Annotated in this window: 12 protein-coding genes and 1 riboswitch; of the genes, 3 read left to right on the forward strand and 9 right to left on the reverse strand. The window is 68.0% G+C overall.

Going from position 1 to position 15,927, the window contains the following annotated elements; genetic code table 11:
- Positions 1 to 6: 6 nt before the first annotated feature.
- The 3 genes from rpmF to APZ21_RS17575 form a co-directional block, all read right to left on the reverse strand.
- Positions 7 to 189: a 50S ribosomal protein L32 gene (rpmF, locus tag APZ21_RS17565; protein WP_040708879.1), complete on the reverse strand. Its 183-nt coding sequence runs from the start codon at positions 187 to 189 to the stop codon at positions 7 to 9.
- Between the two features lie 66 nt (positions 190 to 255).
- Entirely contained in the window at positions 256 to 885 is a 630-nt protein-coding gene (locus APZ21_RS17570) for a YceD family protein (RefSeq protein ID WP_063125093.1), read from the reverse strand.
- 96 nt (positions 886 to 981) lie between these two features.
- Positions 982 to 1,728, reverse strand: coding sequence for a DivIVA domain-containing protein (locus tag APZ21_RS17575; RefSeq protein WP_054814332.1), 747 nt, complete (start codon positions 1,726 to 1,728; stop codon positions 982 to 984).
- A gap of 326 nt (positions 1,729 to 2,054) precedes the next feature.
- On the opposite strand from APZ21_RS17575, the gene APZ21_RS17580 reads away from it, so the two are divergent.
- Positions 2,055 to 2,570, forward strand: coding sequence for a GtrA family protein (locus APZ21_RS17580; RefSeq protein ID WP_054814333.1), 516 nt, complete (start codon positions 2,055 to 2,057; stop codon positions 2,568 to 2,570).
- A 78-nt stretch (positions 2,571 to 2,648) separates the two neighbouring features.
- Here the strand turns inward: APZ21_RS17580 and coaD are convergent, their stop codons facing one another.
- The 5 genes from coaD to APZ21_RS17605 all read right to left on the reverse strand — a co-directional run bounded on the left by coaD (position 2,649) and on the right by APZ21_RS17605 (position 8,410).
- Positions 2,649 to 3,134 carry a pantetheine-phosphate adenylyltransferase gene (gene coaD, locus APZ21_RS17585; RefSeq protein ID WP_054814334.1) on the reverse strand — a complete coding sequence of 162 codons (486 nt, stop codon included), beginning with the start codon at positions 3,132 to 3,134 and terminating at the stop codon, positions 2,649 to 2,651.
- A gap of 38 nt (positions 3,135 to 3,172) precedes the next feature.
- Entirely contained in the window at positions 3,173 to 3,547 is a 375-nt protein-coding gene (locus tag APZ21_RS17590; RefSeq protein WP_054814335.1) for a VOC family protein, read from the reverse strand.
- A 143-nt stretch (positions 3,548 to 3,690) separates the two neighbouring features.
- Complete coding sequence (locus APZ21_RS17595) at positions 3,691 to 4,389, reverse strand: helix-turn-helix transcriptional regulator (RefSeq protein ID WP_054814456.1); 699 nt, start codon at positions 4,387 to 4,389, stop codon at positions 3,691 to 3,693.
- A 41-nt stretch (positions 4,390 to 4,430) separates the two neighbouring features.
- Positions 4,431 to 4,994, reverse strand: coding sequence for a 16S rRNA (guanine(966)-N(2))-methyltransferase RsmD (rsmD, locus tag APZ21_RS17600; RefSeq protein ID WP_054814336.1), 564 nt, complete (start codon positions 4,992 to 4,994; stop codon positions 4,431 to 4,433).
- On the reverse strand, positions 4,991 to 8,410 hold the full coding sequence (locus APZ21_RS17605) for a pyruvate carboxylase (RefSeq protein WP_054814337.1): 3,420 nt from the start codon (positions 8,408 to 8,410) through the stop codon (positions 4,991 to 4,993). Before APZ21_RS17605 ends, rsmD begins: the two co-directional genes overlap by 4 nt.
- A 348-nt stretch (positions 8,411 to 8,758) precedes the next feature.
- Positions 8,759 to 8,896: riboswitch (cobalamin riboswitch) on the forward strand.
- 159 nt (positions 8,897 to 9,055) lie between these two features.
- On the opposite strand from APZ21_RS17605, the gene metE reads away from it, so the two are divergent.
- Positions 9,056 to 11,317, forward strand: coding sequence for a 5-methyltetrahydropteroyltriglutamate--homocysteine S-methyltransferase (gene metE / locus APZ21_RS17610; RefSeq protein ID WP_054814338.1), 2,262 nt, complete (start codon positions 9,056 to 9,058; stop codon positions 11,315 to 11,317).
- 898 nt (positions 11,318 to 12,215) lie between these two features.
- A complete protein-coding gene (locus APZ21_RS17615; RefSeq protein WP_174553563.1) occupies positions 12,216 to 13,637 on the forward strand; it encodes a short-chain fatty acyl-CoA regulator family protein in 1,422 nt (473 codons plus the stop codon).
- Between the two features lie 6 nt (positions 13,638 to 13,643).
- Here the strand turns inward: APZ21_RS17615 and recG are convergent, their stop codons facing one another.
- Entirely contained in the window at positions 13,644 to 15,926 is a 2,283-nt protein-coding gene (recG, locus tag APZ21_RS17620; protein WP_054814339.1) for an ATP-dependent DNA helicase RecG, read from the reverse strand.
- Between the last annotated feature and the right edge of the window lies 1 nt (position 15,927).

The following is a 15,927-nucleotide window of genomic DNA, read 5'->3' on the forward strand; positions in this document are numbered from 1 at the left end:
GAACCGTCAGACCGCGGAGGTGACCTGGCGGCCCTTGTAGGTGCCGCAGGACGGGCACGCGATATGCGGCAGGGTCTTCTCGCCGCAGGCGCGGTTCGGGCAGGTGACCAGGGTCGGCGCGGTGGCCTTCCACTGGCTGCGCCGCGACCTGGTGTTGGAACGGGACATCCGGCGCTTCGGAACGGCCACGACTACTTCTCCTCTGTCCTCTGGCGCGCCGTGACGTCCTGTGCCACGGCGGCTGACTGGTTCTTGCTACTGGTCCTGGTCGGCATCGCCCGCGTCGGGGCGGCCGTTGCCGGGCGATTCGGCGGCGAATTTCGCCAGCCCGGCCCAGCGAGGGTCAAGTATCTCATGCCGGTGATCCGAACCCGCAATCGCCATCCTGACCCCGCATTCCGGGCACAGACCGGCGCAGTCCGGCGTGCACAGCGGCTGGAGCGGGAACTCGAGACCGAGCTGGTCGACGATCACCGGTTCGAGATCGATCTGGTCATCGACCACGCGGTAGACCTCGTCCACCTCGGTGGTCTGCTCGGTGGCGCTGTCGGGATAGGCGAACAGCTCGGTCAGTGACAGCTCGACCGAGCCGGTGAACGGCTCGAGGCAGCGCGAGCACTCCCCGGCCGTCGGCGCGGTGACCGTGCCGGTCACCAGCACACCCTCGGACACCGCTTGCAGGCACAGGTCGAGATCGACCTCGGCGCCCGCGGGCACCTCGATCATCTCCAAACCCATCCGCTCGGTCGTCGGCACCGTCCGGCGCAGTTCCTTCATGGTGCCCGGACGGCGACCGAGACTGCGGACATCCAGCACGAAGGCCGCGTCCGGCCGACGGCGCGAGGCCGTGCGCGGACGCGATGTGGGACCGGAACCGGCGGACATCACGAACTCACTCACGATCGAAGGGCAATGGGAAACCACTCCACAGTACGTGAGGTGCGCGGCCGAGCCAAAACCGCCGATACCGATCGGCGGTGGTCAGCGCCGGTATTCGGCGGCGTAGTCAGGCGCTCCCGACCCCGACCGCAATTGGTGGCGCCCGCGTCCGACGGTGCGCAGCACGGCGTTGAGCGTCTCCTCGAAATCGGCCAGGGTCGAGTCGACGTAGTGATCGCATTCGTCGCGCATCCGGTCGGCCTCGGCCTGGGCGGTATCGATGAGCCGGGCCGACTCGAGATGCGCGGCCCGCACCACCTCGATCTGGTCCACCAGCCGGGCCTGTTCGGCCATGCCCTCGGCCACCGCGCGCTCGAAGGACGCCTTACCCGCCTCGATGACCCGATCGGCCTCGGCCTGCGCGCGTCCGGTGAGCTGTTCGTATTCGAGATTGCCGTCGGCTACGATGCGGTCGGCCTCGGCCTGGGCGGTGCTCACCAGATGATCGGCGTGGGCATTGGCCTCGGCGACCATCCGGTCGGCATGCGCCTTGGCCTCGGCCAGGATGCGGTCGGCCTCCTCGCGCGCCTCGCCGACGGTGCGCGCGGCCTGGTCGTTGGCCCCGGTCACGGTGGCCTCGGCGGCGTTGCGGGCGTCGGTGACGATCTTGTCGCGGTGATCGAGGACGTCCTGCGCGTCGTCGAGTTCGCCCGGGATCGCGTCACGCACGTCGTCGAGCAGTTCGAGTACGTCACCGCGCGGCACGATGCAGCTGCGCGTCGGGGGGATGCCGCGCGCCTCCTCGACGATCGCGACCAACTCGTCGAGTGCTTCGAATACGCGATACATGCTCACTACCCCGCTCTCGTACCGATGACGGCGAACCTTCCGCCGAGCCAAGTGTGCCCGCCGTCAACGCCCTTGCCGAGTCACCCTCCGGTGTGTCGTGGCCGGTGTCTCGCAAACCACAGAAAATCAAGTGGAGAAGACGTCTCCGCTTCGTGCTAATATTTGCCCGGTGGAGATCACGACAAGGTCTCCATAAGCTTGTCACAGGCTCCGCCCGGAACCGTGGGACCGAGAGGAGCCATCGGTCGGATCAACCCTCCCCCAGAGGAAATGCGATGCCCGTCGCGGTTGTTTCCCATCGAAGGCACACGTTGATCGGATAGAGCATGACCGTTCTGGAAGCACCGCGGACGCCGGTATTGCCCGCGGGCATCTACACCCCGTGGGCCGGGCCCTACCCGGTTGTGCGAGCGGCCACCGCCGCCCGGCTGTTCGGTCGACTTCTCGGATTTCTGCGCGGCGACCGTGCCGTGGCCCAGCTGATTCGCTTCGCGCTGGTCGGCGGTTCCAGCAATGTCGTCTATGTCCTGCTGTTCTTCGCCGTACACGGCATCGGCCCGCTGGTGGCCAATGTCGCGGGCTCGGCGGTCAGCACCGTCATCGCCAACGAGATGCACCGCCGGCTCACCTTCAACGCCGCGGACCGGGTCGGCTGGTTCACCGCGCAGTGGGAGGGCGGCGGTCTCGCCCTGGTCGGCCTCGGCATCACCACCGTGGGTCTGGCCGCACTGGAACTGTGGGCCCCCGGACTCGGCGGCGCGTTGCAGGCCACGGCCGTCCTGGTCATCACCGCGCTGGTCGGACTGATGCGCTTCCTCGCGCTGCGCGGCCTGGTCTTCTAGGGTCTCGCACCCGAACGAATACGGTCGCCGACCATTACCTCTGGTCCCGGTTCCGCGGAACCGGGATCGAAGCCTCGATCAGGCGCTCCGCTCGGCCAGCCGCGCCAGCAGGCGCTTGTGCACGAGCGGGGGCAACATGTCGGTGACGTCGCCGCCGTAGGAGGCGACCTCCTTGACCAGTGAGCTCGACAGATAGCTGAACGCCGGATTGGTGGCGATGAAGAAAGTGTCGACGCCGGAGAGCTTCTTGTTCATCTGGGCCATCTGCAACTCGTAACCGAAGTCACCCGCGTCGCGCAGACCCTTGATGATGGCGCCTATCCCCTGTTCGCGCGCGAAATCCACGAGCAGGCCCTGCCAGGACTCGACGCGGATGTTCGGCAGATGCGAGGTCGCCTCGCGCAACATCTCCATGCGCTCCTCGACGTCGAACATCCCCTGCTTCTTCGGGTTGATCATGACGGTCACCACGACCTCGTCGAATTGTGCCGCCGCCCTGGTGAATACGTCGATATGTCCGTTGGTCACCGGATCGAAGGACCCGGGGCACAGTGCTCCTGCCATGTCTCAGACGGTAACAGGCCCCGGCTCCGACGGGCGCACTACATCGGGGCGGGGGTGAACACGCCGAATTCGTTCCCCGAGACGTCGAGGATGTGGGCGAAGACCAAGCCGTCCTTGCCGGTGGTGGGCGGCACGACCACCTTGCCGCCCAGGGATTGTGCCGCGGCCACGGTGGCCTCGACATCGCGCACCACGACCAGGAAGGTGGCGTGGTTGGCGGCGGCATCGGACACATGCGCGATGCCGCCGCTGGGCACGTCGCTGCCCGGGTAGCTGATCAGGTCGTAGTCCTCGCTGTTCGGATCGGTGGCGACGGTCCAGCCGAACAGGTCGCCGTAGAATTTCGCGACCTCGGCGGGCTTGTCGCTGCCGACCTGGAACCACGCGACCGTGTTCTCCGCCGGTGTTGTCATATTTCCTCCGCAATCTCGTCGTTCGGGACGTGCCCGCATACGATCGCCCGTCCCGACGACAACACCCTGTCGGTGTTTCGGCGGCGATACGACGGATTTCGGCGACTCGGATGGATTTCGGCGACTCGGATGGCTTCGGCGACTCAGATCGAGACCGATCGCAGCACCCGATGCGGCGGCTCCGGCAGATCGTCCACCGGGCGCAGCGTCGCGGGCGATTCGGTCATGGTCACCGAGCGGATGCGGTCGAGCCGGAAGCAGCGGGTATCCCCGCGCAACCGGCACCATGCCACCAGATACCAGCCGCTGCCTCCGCTGAGCAACGCGGTCGGTTCGACATCGCGGACGGTGGGGACATCCGAGCGATCCAGATAGTCGACCCGCAGTACCCGACCGATCTCGATGGCCCGCTCGATGACCTCGGGAATTCGTTGCGCGCGCGGAATGTCCGGGACATCGATGAGCCGGATGCGGGTGGCCAGATCGCGGGCGGCGGCGGCGTCGCGCTCCGACATCGCGGCCACGATCTTGCGCAGCGCGCTCTGGCCCGCCTCCTCGAACGGCCCGCCGCCGCCGGTGTGCACGGCCACCGCGAGGGCGACGGCCTCGGCGGGGGTGAAATTGAGCGGCGGCAGCGACATGCTCTTGTCCAGCGCGTATCCGCCGCGCCTGCCGACATCGGCGTAGATGGGGATACCCGCCTGCTGGAGCGCGCTGATATCGCGCTCGATGGTGCGGACACTGACCTCGTACCGCTGCGCCAGTTCGCGCGCGGTGCGCAACCGCGGTGCGACGGCCCGCAGATCCTCGACGATGGCGTACAGCCGATCCGTGCGGTTCACGCGCACACGATAGCGTCGCCCACCGACACGTTCGCTACCGTCTAATCGCCGGGCGCGAACTCGGCGATCTCGAGTCTGGTCTCGCCGTACCGGCGCGATTTGGCCGCGAGATATCCGGCGGGCCAGTCGATTTCGATCGAGCGCGCGGATCGTTCGACCACCACCGTCGCGCCGTCGGCCAGCCAGCCGCGCCGTGCGAGCCGCACCAGGTCGGCGATGACGTCGGCGGTGGCGAGATCGTAGGGCGGATCGGCGAACACCACGTCGAACGGCTCGCCCGTGCCCCCGTCGAGCACCGTCGCGACCTGCCCGACGCGCAGTTCGGCGCCGGGCAGTCCGAGATCGGCGATATTGCCGCGCACCACCGCGGCGGCCTTGCGATCGGATTCGACCAGCACCGCCGCCGCGGCGCCGCGCGAGAGCGCCTCCAATCCCAGCGCCCCCGACCCCGCGTAGAGGTCGAGGACGCGCACTCCCGCGAAATCCAGTCGCGCGTCGAGCGCGCTGAACAGCGCCTCGCGTACCCGATCGGAGGTGGGCCGGGTGACGGCGGGCGGCACGCGCAGCCGCCGCCCGCCCGCCGTACCGGCGACTATGCGGGTCATTCGGAGGAGATGGCGCTGATCTTGCCGTCGCCCACCGCGAGTTCGATGAGCAGGTCGCCGCCTTCGACCTGCTGGACAGCGCCGATGGCGATGCGGGAGACGATGCCCGCCCTCGGGGCGGTGATGGCGGCTTCCATCTTCATGGCCTCGATGGTGGCGATGACCGCGCCCGCCTCGACGATGTGGCTCTCCGCCACCGCCAGGGTGACCACGCCCGCGAAGGGCGCGGCCACGTGGGTCGGGTTGTTCTTGTCGGCCTTCTCCGCCGCGGGCGCCTCGCTCGAGATCGACCGATCGCGGACCGCAACCGGCCGCAACTGTCCGTTGAGGATGCACATCACCGTGCGCATACCGCGTTCATCCGGCTCGGAGATGGCCTCCAACCCGATCAGCAACGTGACGCCCTTCTCCAACTGCACACGGTGTTCCTCGCCGTGCCGCAGGCCGTAGAAGAACTGATTCGCCGAGAGCCCCATCGTGTTGCCGTACTTCTCCCGATGCGCCAGGAACTCCGAGGTCGGGCCAGGGAACAACAGCCGGTTCAGGGTCGCGCGGCGTTCGAGCGAGTCACCGTCGAGACCGGCCTCATCCCGCTCGGTCAACGCGACCTCCGGTTTGGCCGGGCCGCGACCGGCCAGCGCCTTGGCGCGGAACGGCTCCGGCCACCCACCCGCCGGCGTGCCGAGTTCCCCACGCAGGAACCCGATCACCGAGTCGGGAATGTCGTACCGACCCGGATCAGCGGCAAAATCGGCGATATCGACACCGGAACCCACCAACGCCAACGCCAGGTCACCCACCACCTTCGACGACGGCGTCACCTTCACCAACCGGCCCAACAGCCGATCCGCCGCCGCGTACTTCGCCTCCACCTCCTCGAAGCGATCCCTCAGCCCCAGGGCGATCGCCTGCTGACGCAGGTTCGACAACTGCCCACCCGGAATCTCGTGGGTGTACACCCGCCCCGTCGGAGCGGGAAGCCCCGATTCGAACGGCGCGTACACCTTCCGCAACGCTTCCCAATACGGCTCGAGATCGCACACATTCGACAGACTCAACCCGGTGTCGAACTCGGTGTGCGCCGCCGCGGCCACGATCGCCGACAGCGCGGGCTGACTGGTCGTGCCCGCCATCGCCGCACTCGCGCCGTCCACCGCGTCCGCGCCGGCCTGCCACGCGGCCAGGTACGTCGCCAACTGCCCACCCGGCGTGTCGTGCGTGTGCACGTGCACCGGCAGTTCGAACTCCCGCCGCAACGCCGACACCAGCGTCGCCGCCGCCGGAGCCCGCAACAGCCCCGCCATATCCTTGATCGCGAGGATGTGCGCCCCCGCGTCCACGATCTGCTCGGCCAACTTGAGGTAATAGTCCAGGGTGTAGAGGGTTTCGTTCGGATCCGACAGATCACCGGTATACGACAGCGCGACCTCGGCGACGGTGGTGCCGGTCTCCCGCACGGCATCTATCGCCGGACGCATCTGATCCACGTTGTTGAGCGCGTCGAAGATGCGGAAGATATCGATCCCCGTCGCCGCCGCCTCCGATACGAACGCCCGCGTCACCCGCTCGGGATACGGCGTATACCCCACCGTGTTGCGGCCACGCAGCAGCATCTGCAAACAGATGTTCGGCACCGCCTCCCGCAACAACGCCAACCGCTCCCACGGGTCCTCGAACAGGAACCGCAACGCCACGTCGAAAGTCGCGCCGCCCCACGCCTCGATCGACAACAATTCCGGCGTCAACCGGGCGACATGGCCCGCCACCCCCAACAAGCCGTTCGTCCGCACCCGCGTCGCCAACAACGACTGATGCGCGTCACGGAACGTCGTGTCGGTGACACCGACCGCCTTCTGCGCCCGCAAGCCACGCGCGAAACCCTCGGGTCCCAACGCCAGCAACCGCTGACGCGACCCATCCGGCGGGGCCGCGGCCAGATCGATCGCGGGCAGTTTGTCGTGCGGATACACCTGTGTCGGACGCTCGCCGTGCGGCTTGTTCACCGTCACGTCCGCGAGATATTCCAGGATCTTGCTGCCCCGGTCCGCCGACTCGCGCAGGGTCAGCAGTTGCGGACGCTCATCGATGAACGAGGTGGTGACCCGACCCGCCTGGAAATCCGTATCGTCCAATACCGCTTGCAGGAAAGGGATATTCGTCGACACGCCGCGAATGCGGAACTCCGCCAGCGCCCGCGACGCCCGCGCCACCGCGGTCGGGAAATCACGGCCGCGGCAGGTCAGCTTCACCAGCATGGAATCGAAGTACGCGCCGATCTCCGCACCCAGATTCGCCCCGCCGTCCAATCGGATACCCGCGCCGCCCGGGGTGCGATACGCGGTGATCCGGCCCGTATCCGGGCGGAAGCCCTTGGTCGGGTCCTCGGTCGTGATGCGGCACTGCAACGCGGCGCCACGAATGGATACCGACTCCTGGCTCAATCCGAGGTCCGCCAGCGACTCCCCCGCCGCGATCCGCATCTGCGACTGCACCAGGTCCACGTCGGTGACCTCCTCGGTCACCGTATGCTCCACCTGAATCCGCGGATTCATCTCGATGAACACGTGATTGCCGCGCTCGTCCACCAAGAACTCGACCGTCCCGGCACACGAATACCCGATCCGGCGAGCGAAGGCCACCGCATCCGCGCATATCCGCTCCCGCAGCGCCGGATCCAGATTCGGCGCGGGCGCCAACTCGATCACCTTCTGGTGACGGCGCTGCACCGAACAATCCCGCTCGAACAAATGCATCACGCCACCGTGCTGATCGGCCAGGATCTGCACTTCGATATGACGCGGGTTCACCACCGCCTGCTCCAAGAACACCGTCGGATCGCCGAAGGCCGACTCCGCCTCACGCGAAGCGGCCTCGATCGACTCCCGCAATTGCGCCGCCTCCGCCACCCGGCGCATACCGCGACCACCGCCACCCGCCACGGCCTTCACGAAAAGCGGATACTCGAGGCCCGCGGCCGCGGCGAGCAATTCCTCCACATCGGCCGACGGCTCGCTCGACCGCAGTACCGGAAGCCCGGCCGCCCTGGCCGCCTCGATGGCGCGCGCCTTGTTCCCGGCCAACTCCAACACATCGGCCGAGGGGCCGATGAACGTGATCCCCTCGCGGGCGCACGCCGCCGCCAGATCCGGGTTCTCCGACAGGAATCCGTAACCCGGGTAGATGGCGTCCGCGCCCGCGGCCTTGGCCGCACCGATGATCGCCTCGATCGACAGGTACGCCCGAACCGGATGCCCTTGCTCGCCGATCTGATACGCCTCGTCGGCCTTCAACCGATGCACCGAATTGCGATCCTCGTGCGGGAACACCGCGACGGTGCCGATCCCGAGTTCATAGGCCGCGCGGAAGGCACGGATGGCGATCTCGCCGCGATTGGCAACCAAGACTTTCGAGAACATTGACCCAAGGTACCCGCCCCGGAGGCGGTGTCCGACAGTGAAGCACCCTTCGCAGAAATCTTCACAGAGAAAGTAGCAGAGCTGCGAAGTTCCGTTCACGCGGCAGTCACATGCTGCGGTGATGCGAAAACCACGTGGAGCTGGACATTAACTCGACGGATCGCGAACCGGATTGCCCGCCGGATGCCCGACCCGACGGGACCGCCCACCGGCCGGGTGCCGCGAAACCATCGCGCGATCGGATTCCCGTATGCTGGTCGGGCAGCTGGTTCGCCGAGCGCCGACGAGATGGAGCCCCTACGTCGCGCCCGGCGCCGAACCCACCCGGCGCGAGCGTCGGGTGGTGAGAGGGAACCCGGTGGGAATCCGGGACTGTCCCGCAGCGGTATGCAGGAACGACCGCCGTCACGAGCACTGGGCGCACCGCCCGGGAAGCGACGGCCAGTAGGTGGGCCGCACGGCCCGTGCCCGCGAGTCCGAAGACCTGCCCGCTGTGCCGGATACGCCGTATCCGGCGGCCACCGCCTCGTGGATCGGGCGCGCGGACCACCAGCGTTGAACTCCGGGTTCCCGTCGGCGACCCGTGGCAGCCGGTGACGCCGCCCTCATGGCGATGGTTCACCCACACAGCACTGGAGTATCGACGTGACTGTTTCCCCGCACACTCCGTTCACCGCAACGGTTCTCGGCCTGCCGAGAGTCGGCCCGAACCGGGAACTGAAACGCGCGACCGAGTCGTACTGGTCCGGCGAGGTCGACGCCGGACAACTGCACGCCGTCGCCCGCGACCTGCGCGCGGCGCAGTACGCGCAATTGCTGGCGGCCGGATTGGATTCGGTGCCCGTCGGCACCTTCTCCTACTACGACCAGATGCTCGACGCCGCCGCGCTGCTCGGCGCGCTGCCCGAGAGGGTGGCGCATATCACCGATCCCCTCGACCGGTACTTCACCGCCGCGCGCGGCGACGACACCGTGGAACCGCTCGAGATGACCAAGTGGTTCGACACCAACTACCACTACCTGGTGCCGGAGATCGGTCCGCACACCGTCTTCTCACTGCATCCGGCGAACCTGCTCGAGCAGGTCGCCGAGGCGCGGGCGCTGGACGTGCCCGCCCGTCCGGTGGTCATCGGTCCGGTGACCTTCCTGAAGCTGGCCAAGGCCGAGGACGGCGCGCCGCTGGACCGGCTGGCCGAACTCGTTCCGCTGTACCGGGAACTGCTGCGCCTGCTCGCGGCGGCGGGCGTCTCGTGGGTCCAGCTCGACGAGCCGGTGCTGGTGACCGATCTCACGGCCGAGGAGATCGAACTGACGCGCGGCGTGTACACCGAACTGTCGGAATCCGCGGACCGACCCGCGCTGCTGGTCGCCACCTACTTCGGCACCCCGGGTGCGGCGCTGCCCGCACTGGCCGCCACCGGCGTGGAGGGCATCGCGCTCGACGCCTGCGGCGACCTCTCCGTCGTGGCGGGCGTACCGGCGCTGGCGAAGAAGCTACTGGTGGCCGGCGTGGTCGACGGACGCAATGTCTGGCGCACCGACCTCGACCACGCGCTGACCATCCTGGCTACCCTGCTCGGCTCGGCCGCCTCGATCGCGGTGTCGAGCTCCTGCTCGCTATTGCACGTGCCATACACACTCGCCGCGGAGACCCAGCTGGACCCGGCGCTGCGCTCGTGGCTGGCCTTCGGCGCGGAGAAGCTCGCCGAGATACGGCTGCTCGCCACCGCCATGACCTCCGGCACCGAGGCCATCGCGGCGGAACTCGCCCGAGCTCGGGCGGCGGCACAGTCGCGGCGCGCGGACCCGCGACTGTCCGACGAACAGGTCCGCGCCCGTCTCCGCGCGCTCGGCCCGGACGCCATCACCCGCGCACCCGCCGACCAGCGCCGCGTGCTGCAAGCCGAACGCCTGCGGCTGCCCATCCTGCCGACCACCACCATCGGCTCCTACCCACAGACCCCCGCGATCCGGCTCGCTCGCGCCGCACTGCGCAAGGGCGAAATCGACGAGGCCGAGTACGACAGCCGGATGCGAGCCGAAATCGCCGAGGTCATCGCACTCCAGGAGAATCTCGGCATCGACGTGCTGGTACACGGCGAACCAGAACGCAACGACATGGTGCAGTACTTCGCCGAACAACTCGACGGCTTCGCCACCATCGAACAGGGCTGGGTGCAGTCCTACGGCACCCGCTGCGTGCGGCCGCCGATCCTGTTCGGCGACGTGACGCGCCGCGCGCCGATGACAGTGGACTGGATCACCTACGCGCAGGGCCTGACCGACAAGCCGGTCAAGGGCATGCTCACCGGGCCGGTGACCATTCTGGCCTGGTCCTTCGTGCGCGACGACCAGCCACTGGCCGACTCTGCCGCCCAGGTCGCACTTGCCATCCGCGACGAGACGGTGGACCTACAGAACGCGGGCATCCGCGTCATCCAGGTGGACGAGCCCGCGCTGCGCGAACTGCTGCCGTTGCGGGCCGCCGATCAGCCCGCGTACCTGGACTGGTCGGTGCGCGCGTTCCGGCTCGCCACCTGCGGTGTGTCCGATTCGACGCAGATCCACACGCATCTGTGCTACTCGGAATTCGGCGAGGTCATCGACGCCATCGCGGGACTGGACGCCGACGTGACCTCCATCGAGGCGGCGCGCTCGCATATGGAGGTGCTCGATGACCTCGACGCCGCGGGCTTCCGTCTCGGAGTCGGTCCGGGCGTTTACGACATCCACTCGCCCCGGGTGCCCAGCGTGGAGGAGATCACCGCGGCGCTGCGGGCGGCATTGAAAGCGGTTCCGGCCGAGAGGTTGTGGGTCAATCCCGACTGCGGGTTGAAGACTCGGGGTCCCGCCGAGGTGGAGGCTTCGCTCCGCAATATGGTCACAGCGGCGCACACCCTTCGGTAGCTGGGTTATCGGCCGCGACTTCGTCGCGGCGGGATTCGCGGCCCCTTGAGTCTCGCGTCCGAGCGGTCGATACTCGCGCCTTCGGCGCATTGTCTCGACCGCTCGGACGCGAGACGGCCGCGAATCCTTTGGGTGCGGATTTGGTATGGGTGCCGCCCTGGGTGGGTAGGTGGGGGGCGGTGTCCGGGCAATGGCTTTGATTGCCTTATTCGTTTCTCGGGTCGGGTTCGGGTTTCCGCTTGCGGCGTGATGTGTAGGACTCGCATGCTTCGCCCGCGCGGATTGTGGGGCGTAGGCGAGCCCTCGGGTCTATACCGCGCCGCCATGACGCGTGCCCTGAACAACGATCCATTCGCACACCCCTTCTCGTCTCGCACGTCGACCAATCCGTTCGCAGTGTTCGACGTGTGTCTCGCCGATTCGGTTCCCTCGAATTTCTTCTCGTGGCCACAAACACGACGGGACGCGGGAGAAAGGGGGGCGACCGGACATCGGGCGATCCCCTCACAAACCTCCGATGCCCGGTCCGATACCTCGGTGCGCGGGTATCCGCGCCTGTCGGGACGACCCGTCCGACGGGCTCGGAATCCGTTGCGCCGCGTGATAATACGGTCCCGTTCCGGTTGATCTACTACCCGTTGGTCACATGTCCGAAACGCGGCGGGCCGCACGGCGGCGGCCTTCCCTCCGGGCAAACGGGTGAACCCGTCCGAAACCACGCGACCACCCGCGTCGCTCGGGTACCCGCGCGGCAGCCGGTTCGCGTTCCGCCCCTCACGCGCACTTCGCACGCTACGCAGACACACCATTCGGGCAAACCCCTAGCACAGCACCTCCCCGCGCCGGGGTTACCGCGCATTCTGCGATGCCTGCAAACCGGGCGGGCTAGGATTCGCCCGTGCGGAAGATGTACGCGGGCGCCCGTTTGCGGCGGTTACGCGAGGAAAGACGGATGACGCAGGCGGCGCTGGCGAAATCCCTCGATCTATCGCCCAGCTATCTGAATCAGCTCGAGCGCGATCAGCGACCGCTCACCATTCCGGTATTGCTGAAACTCAACTCAACCTTCGACCTCGACGTACAGTTCTTCGCCACCGACTCCGACGCCCGACTCGTCTCCGACCTGCACGAGGTGCTGGTAGACGCGGCGGGCGGCGACAGCGCGCCGCTGACCGAGGTGGAGGAACTGGCCACCAGACAGCCCGAGGTGGCCCGCATCCTGGTCGCTATGCATCGCCGCCTGCGCGCCGCCACCGATCAACTCGATCTGCTGTCCTCGCGGGTCGCCGCGCCGGCGAGCGCGCCGGGTGTGCCCATGCCCTACGAGGACGTGCGGGACTTCTTCTACGACCACCACAATCACATTCCGAAATTGGATATGGCGGCCGAGCACCTGTTCGACGAGTGCAATCTGACCATCGGCTCGCTGGACCGCCAACTCGCCCGGATCGCCGAGGAACGCGCGGGTGTCACCGTTCTCGTGCGCGGTGACGGCGCCGATCCCTCGATCCCCAAGCGCCACTACGACGCCGAGAGCCGCACACTGACCCTGGCGCGGCGGCTGCGGCCCGGACAGCGCGCCTTCCAGATCGCGACCACCCTCGGTTTCCTGCTCTACAGCGACGATATCGACGCCGTGCTCGACGAATCCGGTGCTCTCACCGGGGAATCGCGCACGCTGGCTCGCATCGGTCTGGCCAACTATTTCGCGGGCGCGCTGATCCTGCCCTACGGCCGGTTCCTGCGCTCGGCCGAGGAATTGCGCTACGACATCGATCTGTTGAGCCTGCGTTTCGAGGTCGGATTCGAAACGATATGCCACCGGCTGTCCACCCTGCAACGCCAGGGTCAGCGCGGCGTCCCGTTCTTCCTGGTGCGCGCCGATCGCGCGGGCAATATCTCGAAACGCCAGTCCGCCACCGCCTTCCACTTCTCCCGAGTGGGGGGCAGCTGTCCGCTGTGGGTCGTGCACGAGGCGTTCGCCCACCCCGGCCGCATCCTCACGCAGGTCGCGGCCATGCCGGACGGGCGTCGCTATCTGTGGATCGCGCGCACCGCGCTCACCGCGCCACACGGATTCGGCACGGCGACCAAGAATTTCGCGATCGGCGTCGGCTGCGATATCGAATACGCCGACCGCCTGGTGTATTCCGGCGGAATGCAACTCGACGATCCCTCGACCGCGGTGCCGATCGGCGCGGGCTGCAAGGTGTGCGAGCGGCCATCGTGTCCGCAGCGCGCCTTCCCGCAGATCGGCGCTCCACTGGCGGTCTCGGAGAACACCAGCACCGACCTGCCGTATCCGCGCGCGCTGCGCTGAGCGCGCTCAGGATTTCGCCAGATATTCCAGGCGTTCGGCGTCCACGGCCGCGTGCATCATGCCCGCCAGTCCGGGATGGTCCACCAGTCCGGGATCTTCGGCCACCACCCGGCGGGCGAATTCCTGTGCCGCGGTGATGGTCTCCAGATCGTCGAGCAGCGACAGCAGACGCAGCGACCGCGCGGTGCCGGACTGCGCGGACCCGAGCACATCGCCCTCGCGGCGTTGACGCAGATCCAGCACGGCCAGTTCGAAACCGTCGGTGGTGGCCGCGACGGCTTCGAGCCGCGCCAGCGCCGATCCGCCGGGCGCGGCATCGGTGACGAGCAGACACAGTCCGGGATGTTCGCCGCGGCCGACACGCCCGCGCAATTGGTGCAGCTGGCTGACGCCGAAACGGTCGGCGTCCACGATGACCATGACGGTGGCGTTGGGCACGTCCACACCGACCTCCACCACGGTCGTGCAGACCAGCACGTCGACATCACCGTCGTTGAAGGCCCGCATCACCTGGTCCTTCTCGTCGGAGGGCAGCCTGCCGTGCAGCAGCCCGACCCGCAGCCCCGACAGCGGGCCCGAGCGCAGTGCGTCGAAGACGTCGAGCACCGCCGCCGTGGTCGGCGCCTGCTTGTCCTCGGCCGTCTTGGCCTTGCCGCGGCCCTTTCCCTTGCCGGCCGCGGCGTTCTCCTCGTCGTCGCCGATGCGCGAGCACACCACATACGCCTGCCGACCCGCGCCGACCTCCTCGACGATGCGCTCCCAGGCGCGGTCGACCCAGTTCGGATGCTGTTTGCGCGGAACGACTCTGGTGGTGATCGGCGAGCGACCGCGCGGCAGCTGGGTCAGCGTCGAGGTCTCCAGATCGCCCAGGGTGGTCATGGCTATGGTGCGCGGGATCGGCGTGGCGGTCATCACCAGCAGGTGCGGACTCGTACCGGCCGCGGCCTTGGCGCGCAACGCGTCTCGCTGCTCCACGCCGAAGCGGTGCTGTTCGTCGACGACCACCATGCCCAGATCGAAGAATTCCACCGCGTCCTGGATGAGCGCGTGCGTGCCGATCACGATGCCCGCCGCACCGGTCACCGCGGCCAACAGCGCCGCCTTCTTGGCCGAGGCCGACATGGACCCCGTCACCAGCACGACACTCGTGGCCTGATCGGCCGCGCCCAGCTCACCGGCGGTGGCGAGTTCGCCGAGCATGGCGCGCAGCGACCGGTAGTGCTGGGCGGCCAGCACCTCCGTCGGCGCGAGCAGCGCGCACTGATGACCGGCGTCGACAACCTGCAACATGGCGTGCAGCGCGACGATCGTCTTACCCGAGCCGACCTCGCCCTGGAGCAGCCGGTGCATCGGCTGCACCCGCGACAGATCCGCGGAGATCTCCGAGATCACCTGCCGCTGGCCCTCGGTCAGCTCGAAGGGCAGCTTCTTGTCGAAGGCGGCGGCGATGCCGTCGGCGCGGGGCGCGCACGCCCGCGCGGTGCGCCCGGCGACCTCGTGACGCCGTTCGGCCAGCACCAGTTGCAGCGCGAGCGCCTCGTCGAAGCGCAGCCGTTCCCGCGCCCGGTCGATATCGGCTTTCCGTTCGGGCAGGTGGATCAGCCGCAGCGCATCGGAGACCGGCAGCAGTCCGCGTTCGGCGCGCACGGATTCGGGCAGCGGATCGTCGATCGGATCGAGTTGTTCGAGCACCTGTCGCACACAGGCCAGCAGATCCCAGCTCTGCACCTTCGCCGTGGCGGGATAGACCGGGATGAACTCGCGTTCCATGAACGAGACGTCCACGCCGCCCGCGCCTTTCGCGCTCTCGGCCAGTCCGCGCAGATCCCCTCCGCCGCGCACCTTGGTGAACGAGCCCACCGAATCGTCCTCGACCTCGGGCAGGATCAGATATCCCGGATGCGACAGATTCCAGCTGCCGGGGCGCCAGTAGCTCACCGTGCCGGACATCATCGCCCGAAGTCCCTCTTTGACAACGTATTTCACCTTGTCGCCATTGAAGAACGTGACGTCGACGGGGCGGCCGGCGCCGGTGTCGAGCAGCACCTTCAGCAGCGACCCGCGGCGATTGCGCATGGGTTTCAGCTCGGTCTTGGCGATGCGGCCGACGACGGTGATGTGCGAACCGTCCTCGGGCGCCTCCTCGGTCAGCGGCTGGCCCTGGGTGGCGTACCGCAGGGGGTAGTGACGCAGCAGATCCTCGACGGTGGTCATGTCGAAGGATTCGGCCAAGGAATCGGCGGCCTTCGCGCCGAGGATGTGGTCGAGTCTGTCACCGAGTGTCGCCATG

Source organism: Nocardia arizonensis (genome assembly GCF_001310275.1).
Lineage (GTDB): Bacteria > Actinomycetota > Actinomycetes > Mycobacteriales > Mycobacteriaceae > Nocardia > Nocardia arizonensis.